Origin of the sequence: Streptomyces sp. NPDC047453, assembly GCF_040643155.1 — a bacterium.
Taxonomy (GTDB): Bacteria; Actinomycetota; Actinomycetes; order Streptomycetales; family Streptomycetaceae; genus Streptomyces.
The window spans coordinates 1-1,050 of record NZ_JBEYTS010000192.1 but is presented as its reverse complement, the minus strand read 5'-3'; the positions used below and the strand labels follow the sequence as shown (position 1 = coordinate 1,050).

Here is a 1,050-nt window from a genome sequence, read left to right as displayed (position 1 = left end):
GAGCGGCGCCATCGCCAGCGCGACACGTTGATCAACGCGGCCGAGGCCGTGCTCCAGAGGACGCCCGAGGCCACCCACAGGACGGAAGCGGACGCCCTGCGCGGGGTCACCCGCGACGAGGAGCCGTGAGCCGGCTACGACGCCATGGACCCGGAACGCATCACGATGCGCCTGCACGACGTGTCCGACGACGTGGCCCGGGAGGTATTGGAGTACGAACGACAGCACCACCACCGCTGGCGGATCATCTCCGCAGCTCAGGCACGCATACCCACGTAGCGCGGCGTTGCCGTGGGCCCTGGACTTCGATCAGCAGGCAGGTGAAGGGACCCGGAGGTCGTGGCTAGGTGAACCACTCCGTGAGGCGGGGCAACGCCCGCCCCGTCCGTGCTGGGAACCGCTAGGGACAGGCTATCCTCGCCGTCTTCGCGGAGGAGGAGGTGTCGATGGCCTTGAGCACCGGCCGACGCCGGGCCGAGGGCCCTGCCCTCCGGCGGGCCGCCCACACTATGACGGCGGAGACACGACCACCGGTCTCACCGTCATGGACCGCAATACTGCCTCCGAGCCGGTTGCCGAATCCATCGGAGTGAGGGAGCTGTCCTGAGCTGGATTGAGCTGTTTGGGTACCCCGCAGTCCGCAGTTGGTGTGCCGTGACCGGCCGTGGACCGATCGGCCAGCAGGATGGCTGGATGGATGGACGGGCGGCCTGAGCGCCGGCCGACTCCCCCGGATGAGTGCGAGGGCTCGCCCGTCCAACCGCACCAAGCTCCCAGTGGTGCGGCAGCACGGTGCCCGTGCCGTGCATGTTCCGTGGCGGGACCGTAAGAAGCCGCGCCAATAGGTGCGGTTGGGGGCCTCGGCGGCAGAACGAGCACAGGTCCGGGTGATCACGGAGTTGCGACGCTCAGTGATCACTGGGGAGACCTGTGCCCGCGCTGCCATCATGCTCAAGCCTAATGGGATTCATCGGGCCGTGAGAGAGACTACGGTCCGTAGCCGCCAGCAGGTGAGCACTCTTCATGCCGGAGCCATTCGAGCTCTGTGGT

Annotated in this window: 1 protein-coding gene; it reads left to right on the top strand. The window is 67.9% G+C overall.

Annotated elements, in window-relative coordinates; genetic code table 11:
- Positions 1–144 precede the first annotated feature (144 nt).
- Positions 145–279: a hypothetical protein gene (locus tag ABZ818_RS42885; protein WP_361427801.1), complete on the top strand. Its 135-nt coding sequence runs from the start codon at positions 145–147 to the stop codon at positions 277–279.
- Positions 280–1,050 lie beyond the last annotated feature (771 nt).

What these genes read in the sequence shown, in the direction of transcription:
- ABZ818_RS42885 (WP_361427801.1), top strand. Translation starts at nt 145, where the DNA reads ATGGACCCGGAACGCATCACGATGCGCCTGCACGACGTGTCCGACGAC.